Raw genomic sequence first — 6668 nt, forward strand, 5'->3', positions numbered from 1 at the left:
GTTTAAACTCAGTATCTCTCAATTGATTTGCCGGTTGTGGACTACTTAACCGGCGCTTAAAAAGCAAAAAACCAACGCCCTCAGCAGTTGGTTTTACATAACGTTGAGTAAATACGTCATACAACAAACTATGTTCAAGCTGAAATGTTTTTAGTCCTCAACGTCCTTGATTTGACTCGATTCTTCTTAGGCTAAACCTTTTCCACGCGGGCCCGTTGTGGAGGAATGTACGAAAAGATGCTACTCCAATGCAGTGTGTTTGCCCTGCTACCCATGGATACGGATTTCCCAGTTATCGATGTGCACTACACCCAAATTCGCGAACTGGTTTGGCATCACGTAGAACAGTCCGAAGATCCGGAGGCTTTCCGTCAGGCCTGGCATGAGATAAACATCAATGCCAAAGCTGACTTGTTGCTCTTGGAACGCCTTCATTTGGGCGAACCACTTTATGAGCAAACGCTGCGAAATATGCAAGGAGTCGTGATAGCTGTTCTGAATAATATACCGAAAGCTATCCGAAGATGATTTCGTTATTGATCAGGATCGTTTTATTGATTGCGCCAAAGCGCCCAGAGATAGGTATGAAACGGGCGCAGCAGGTACCAACTTGGTCCATGCCAGATAAAAGTACGTTGACGATCAACTATTTGACCAAGCCTATACGCTTAAACCGGAGTATGGCCCGGCCTCCTGCTATTGCCTCTGTCAGTATGGAACGCACACTGCTAAGACACGGGGGATTCTCGAATTATCTCCCTAGAAATCGAATTGAATGCATTGAAAACCAAACGAGTCCAACGAAGTTAATACAGGGCAAATGAATCAGAAGTATGAAGCATAGAGGCATTTTTCAACTAATGATCATCCTAGTCGGCGCTAGGCTTTTGGCCGCTTGCCGAGAAGCCGACATTGTGCCAACAGCTGAGTTTAGTTATACCCTCGCCGATCCCGGTTTATGCAGTTTACTTCCTGTCTATCCGGTGAGTTATGCCATTAAAACGACCAACACTAGTACAAATGCCAGCGCTTATTTATGGGACTTTGGCGATGGTACAACCTCCACGCAACAAACCCCGACATTCAGCTATGCCAAATCAGGCACGTATACTATCACCCTGACCACAACCAGCGTAACCGGTACTCAGCAGGTAAGTACGAAATCGATCCAGGTGGTGGATCAAATCTTGAAGAAAATCACCATTAATCGACTCACCTGGAATGCGTTTGGTAATCTGCCTACTTGGACGGGAGATAAACGAGCTGATTTAAGTATTGAGATTGGTCAACGCGATAACCAGGGCCCACCCCTAACGCCCAGTGTGGTCTTGTATCAAAGCGAACCACTCAAAAGTGTGGCCAATACGACTGTTGGCTTTGACATCGCGGTCACGAAAAGAGTGGTTTTAAATCCGGCCATGGTTTATGCCATTTTGATAAATGTTTATGGGAATGATGGCCATGGAAACCAAGTAGTGTATTCATCGGGTGGCTCTGGCGTTGGTTATTCCGGTTACTTTAATACCGCTACCAAGTATTACACTATCGAATCAGGCGCCTTAGGGACCAGCCTTACCTTGGAATGTGGTTACAACTAATCTCTCTTGCTTAGCTACAGTCCAGGTCCTGGTATTCTGGCGAGTAAAGACGTGATTTCTGGCTATGGGGAAGACGATACTGCAATCCATCTGATCCTGTCCCATAACATTGTCGTAGTCTCATTTAAACACATCTGTATTTATTTTGGCAGTTAAGAGTTCGTTTTTTGTCAAATCATCCGGTTTACTCATATGGCTATGCTATTTTTTGCCTGCGTTGATCCCCAAGGCACTTATCAGGAATGTAATTATGGGGCACCCGACATAGATTCCTGTTTCGAGGCTTTAACCCAGTTGGTCAACACCGGCTGGCAGTTGCAACGCATCGATCTATTGAATGCAGAAAGAAGCTTAATTTCTCTGCCGGTGGGGGCCTTCGATGGCGTATCATTGTCTGAACCCTTACAGGCGCTACAACAGGAATGGGAGCAACTGCTTAAAGCCTAGTCGGTCCTCAATCGACGTATTTCGGTTGCTCAATTGTTTTTTGTGAAGTAGACTATTACCATCTACCCAACTAACAAACCGGGTTTAGCCATCGAAATGAGTCCAGCCTAATATCCTTCAGCCACAGCTCTTCGCCAAGTCATTACCCCCCTCACGGGATTATAAAAAGCGAAACCGCGCACAGATGGTTATCAGATTTCGGAAATTGAAGTGTACTAAATGAATGGTTTATTTTAAAAATCGGCCCAAAGGTGTGGCCGATTTTTTTATGGGATGACTCAAAAAGAATGTACCGTGTAATCCTATTGTGCGGTTGGCAAGGAAGTAACCAAGCGCTATGGCGAATCTGTTTGGCTACTTATTTTATTTACTATCCTCAACGGTGTAGTTGATTATCTCCGGCAAAGTGGGATCGGGATTGCTCTTAAGGTAAATGGCGGCCATGTAAAGGCGATCCTCTTCGTAGGTAAAATCAATCTTTTCGTATCCGAGTCCATACCGGGTAAACCATCTCTTGAACAGGCGAAACCTGACTTCTTCCTGACCGTCTTCTGTGCTACATACATAGAACAGAACGGCCAACGGGTCATCCTCGAAAATTATTTCTATAGCAAAGCTAACCGTCGACTGAATACGGGGGTCGTAACTAGTGTCTGATTCAGATTTGGGGATAAGCGAAAGAACGACAAGATGATCGGCAAAAGGGGCATCAGGTAAAATTTTCCGATCCCAATCAACACCTATAAGGTATTCAGCTCTACTATCATTAGTAAAGACATAGCCCTTCTCAACCTCACTTAAGGGGTAAGGGGCATGGTACTTCGGGCCGGGGTCCGGTTGAGGGCTGGGATTCATTACTACTCTGGTAATGTTTTTTTAGCTCTTCCTTTTTCGCCATTAGCCGTTTTGCCAGATTCGCATTAGGCTTTTGGGGAGTTTCTAGCTTATTCATCGCTCCGTCCGTAGATATGATGAGAAAAAAAACTAGTCGAAATTGAGATGCAAAAAATGACAGGTCGATTTCTACGTGTACAAATAACGGAATATTATGCTATAAAGTTGATAACAGGCCCGAGTTGTTGCTAGCAAAGCACGAAGGCCTGGCGGATTCATGACGAGTAGAGTGGTAGTTATACTGATTGCATAAGTTACGACCCTCCTATTGAGCCATAAAGGCCTTCTTCTTCCAACGGGGCAGATTTACACGTTATTGAACTAATATCTTAGTTGAATCCTGTTTATCAGGACGTTAGGTGAGATTTATCAGTTAGGAATTCCTTTTTGATACCCTAAATTACCCCTTCCAGTTCAATCGATTGGCCCTTTTTGAGACTACTTTTCAGATACCCTTTTTGATAAGGCACTGATTATCAATAATTCGGCATTTTAAACTATAAAACTCGTTGCTTAGCGTGTAAATCTACCCGTTGGAAGAAGAGGGCCGGTATCGGCCCAGCGAACTTAAGGGCTGACGCCAAAAGCCAATCATACTCTGCTTCTGGTGCTCAATAACCGAATCAACTTGTTAGGAAACCGACACGTAGTTGGCTGGGCCAAAAGGTCAACTTTTTCCAGGCCAATACAGTTTAACTGCATATTATTATCTCTTTAAACGCCCCATTTACGTAGCAGATACATGAGAAACCTTTCGTCTCATAAAGGCGGGTTTTATTAGACACTGATAATTTACTAGTTGTGCATTTGTCCAACTTAATCAGTTGCTTACGAGCCTCGAAGAAATCTAATTTTTGACGTGCTTATTTAAAATCGATTTATAGTATTATTTTTAGGAGGTAGATGTAGTCGCTGGTTCATAGCTAAGCATTTACTCGCCCGTAATTTGTATAATGAACGATTTTACTAAACCATGGGTCATTCTCCTCGACGATGATGAAGATGACCGCTTTTTGATCCATCAAGCCTTCAGGACTTACAGCTCAACCTATCTGCTTCAAGCTTTAGAAAAGCCCGAAGAACTGTTTCAACTGTTGGATGACTCGGTTGTTTTGCCAGCTTTGATCCTGTTGGATCTGAATATGCCGCTAATGAACGGATTTGAGGTGCTTAAGCAGTTACGCAGCCGTATTGCGTATGCAGCTATTCCTATTGTTATATTAACCACATCAGAGGCTGAATCTGACCGTAGACTCGCCCGTGAGTTAGGCGCTAACTGCTTCATAACTAAGCCGCCCACTCTAGGGCAATTATTAGATATAATAATTCAGCTGGAGCAGCGGTGGTTAGTGAATAGGTGAATAAGACGGAATAAATACACTGAATCTGCTGACACTTAATTTGTACTTCTCTCAGAGTTGTATGCTACACCTAGTAGTTGATAGTTATTAAAAAACGCCCGGATTTCAGATACGCGTATCTCTTCTTGTCTCACTTCGGAGCGTTTTCTGAGATTAAGGCAACTATTCTTTACCTGCTTTGACCTTGTCAACATGGCTAACGAAACCCGTTTCTTGCTCAACTTCTTCGGCTTGTTATCCCTTTTACTAGATCGTCAAGCCGCTATATACCGGTAGAGTTTGCGAAGGGTCATTATCGAAACCTGTCAATGGATAGTGGTCATGTACCTTAATGACTATCATTCTTGAAGGAGTACATTATACATCCGTGATTGGCTAAAAACAACTGACGCTATTCAGATCGTAAATTCTTCACCGGGTTCATCAACGCGGCTTTCATGCTTTGAAAACTGACGGTTAGCAACGCAATGCCAACGGCCACCAAACCCGCAAAGGCGAACATCCACCACTCTATGTCAACCTTGTACGCAAAACGCTGTAACCAACGGTTCATGGCGTACCAGGCGATGGGCGAAGCGATGAGCAAGGCCATCAGAACCAACTTAATGAAGTCTTTACTGAGCAGGGCAACAATATTGGTGACCGACGCGCCGAGTACTTTACGGACACCGATTTCTTTGACCCGCTGTTCTGCGTTGAACGACGCCAACCCGAATAAACCCAGACACGAGATTAGAATAGCAATGAAGGTGAAATAACCAACCAGCGTCGTTAACCGGTTTTCGGATTCGTAATTCTTCTGAAAATCGGCATCTAAGAAACTGTATTCAAACGGTTCGGCCGGATTGATCCGCTGCCAAACGCGGCTAAGCGTTTGCAACGTAGTCTGCATCTCGCCCCCGTTAAGATTCACCACGACCTAGTTGTAAGTTGGCTTGAGGTTGAGCAGGAAGCCAAAGGGGGTAATGGGGACGTGCAGGTCTTCAAAGTGAAAATCCTTCACCACCCCCACAATCGTGTAGCGGGAATCCTCCTCAACGGTCTGTTTCCCAATAGCGACCTGCGCTGATGGATAGCCTAATTCTTTCACGGCTTTTTCGTTCAGGATGATGCGGTGGTTGGTGTCGGCGGGGAAAGCTGCCGAAAACAACCGACCTGCTACAGGTTTGATGGCCATCGTTTGCAGAAAGTCCGCGTCAACGCGGTTCAGGCTCGTCGATTCGCCATCACTTTTGGTTTGGCCTTCGCCGTAGAGCTGGGCACCTTCGGCGTTGAAAATGCCCGGATAATAGGCCGATGCCCCCACCGAACGGACTTGTGTCGTGCTGGCCAGTGCCTGTTTGAGAACCGGATAACTGGCCTTCGCCGTTTCACTACGTAGTGGGATGACAAGCTGTTGCTCTTTGGCGAAACCCAAATCCGCCGAGCGTAGGTAAAGCATCTGTTGGGTAATGACTACTAACGCAATCATCATCACCACGGACAGTGTGAATTGTACGACGACCAGGCCCTTCCGCAAGGATGCGGCTGACAATGATCCCCCCAGGCGCCCCGGCCCGCCTTTTAGCACGGCAATGGGCCGAAACGACGACAGATAGAAAGCCGGGTAACTGCCGGCCAGTAAGCCCGTAAACAGGCAGATACCAAAGAAAGCCACGAGCAGTCCCAGCCACTGACTCACCGAAAAATGCAGCGTTTTGCCCGATACGGTCTCAAAGATGGGCGTCATCAACCCCACCAGTCCCACGGCCAGCGCAAACGCAAACACGCTTAACAACAGCGCCTCACTGATAAACTGTAGTATCAGCGATGTCTGTTTAGCGCCTAGCACTTTTCGCACGCCCACCTCGGCAGATCGCTTGCCCGACCGCGCCGTGGAGAGGTTCATGAAATTGATGCCCGCAATCAGTAGCGTAAATAAAGCAATCGACCCCAGTACGTACAGGTAGCTCAGACTGCCGTTAGGCGTTACGTTCTTGGTCAGATCGGTGTGCAAGTGAATGTCGCGCACGGCGGTCAAAAATAGCTTATTATCTCGCCCCGTGCCGGCCAGGTCTTTCCGCATATACTTCTCCACAAAAGAGGGCAGCTTGGCTTCCAGCTTGTGAGCGTCGGTACCGGGTTTCATCTTCAGATAGGTAAAGAATATAGTGTTGACTACCAAGCTCGGGGTACTATTTATATGTCGGGCCATCCCCCCCCCGGCATACGACAGAAAGAACCGCGCGTCGATGTGGGAGGGAACTGTACCCGGCCGAAACACGCCCGTGACGGTGTAATCACCAATGCCGTTGGTGTTACTCTCGACATGAATAGTCCGGTTCAGGGCTGGTTGCCCGCTAAACAGATTCCGCGCAATCGTCTCCGA

7 protein-coding genes are annotated in these 6668 nt (G+C 46.4%); 4 read left to right on the forward strand and 3 right to left on the reverse strand.

Annotated elements, in window-relative coordinates; genetic code table 11:
* Positions 1-273 precede the first annotated feature (273 nt).
* The 3 genes from BM202_RS34915 (at position 274) to BM202_RS34930 (ending at position 2045) form a co-directional block, all read left to right on the forward strand.
* Positions 274-528, forward strand: a complete 255-nt coding sequence (locus BM202_RS34915) for a hypothetical protein (RefSeq protein WP_143100870.1) — start codon at positions 274-276, stop codon at positions 526-528.
* A gap of 332 nt (positions 529-860) precedes the next feature.
* Entirely contained in the window at positions 861-1598 is a 738-nt protein-coding gene (locus BM202_RS38890; protein WP_262507750.1) for a PKD domain-containing protein, read from the forward strand.
* Between the two features lie 192 nt (positions 1599-1790).
* The gene (locus BM202_RS34930) at positions 1791-2045 is read left to right on the forward strand and encodes a hypothetical protein (RefSeq protein ID WP_093834991.1); all 255 of its coding nucleotides are present in this window, start codon (positions 1791-1793) and stop codon (positions 2043-2045) included.
* A 363-nt stretch (positions 2046-2408) separates the two neighbouring features.
* Here BM202_RS34930 and BM202_RS34935 read toward each other — a convergent pair whose 3' ends face one another.
* A complete protein-coding gene (locus BM202_RS34935; RefSeq protein ID WP_093834993.1) occupies positions 2409-2900 on the reverse strand; it encodes a DUF6169 family protein in 492 nt (163 codons plus the stop codon).
* Between the two features lie 992 nt (positions 2901-3892).
* Here BM202_RS34935 and BM202_RS34940 point away from each other — a divergent pair.
* Positions 3893-4300, forward strand: coding sequence for a response regulator (locus BM202_RS34940; protein ID WP_093834995.1), 408 nt, complete (start codon positions 3893-3895; stop codon positions 4298-4300).
* A gap of 391 nt (positions 4301-4691) precedes the next feature.
* Here the strand turns inward: BM202_RS34940 and BM202_RS38640 are convergent, their stop codons facing one another.
* Both BM202_RS38640 and BM202_RS34945 read right to left on the reverse strand, forming a co-directional pair.
* Complete coding sequence (locus tag BM202_RS38640) at positions 4692-5216, reverse strand: ABC transporter permease (protein ID WP_245776932.1); 525 nt, start codon at positions 5214-5216, stop codon at positions 4692-4694.
* A gap of 3 nt (positions 5217-5219) precedes the next feature.
* On the reverse strand, positions 5220-6668 hold a 1449-nt coding region (locus BM202_RS34945), incomplete at its 5' end, for an ABC transporter permease (RefSeq protein ID WP_245776933.1).

The organism is Spirosoma endophyticum, from assembly GCF_900112365.1.
Taxonomy (GTDB): Bacteria; Bacteroidota; Bacteroidia; order Cytophagales; family Spirosomataceae; genus Spirosoma; species Spirosoma endophyticum.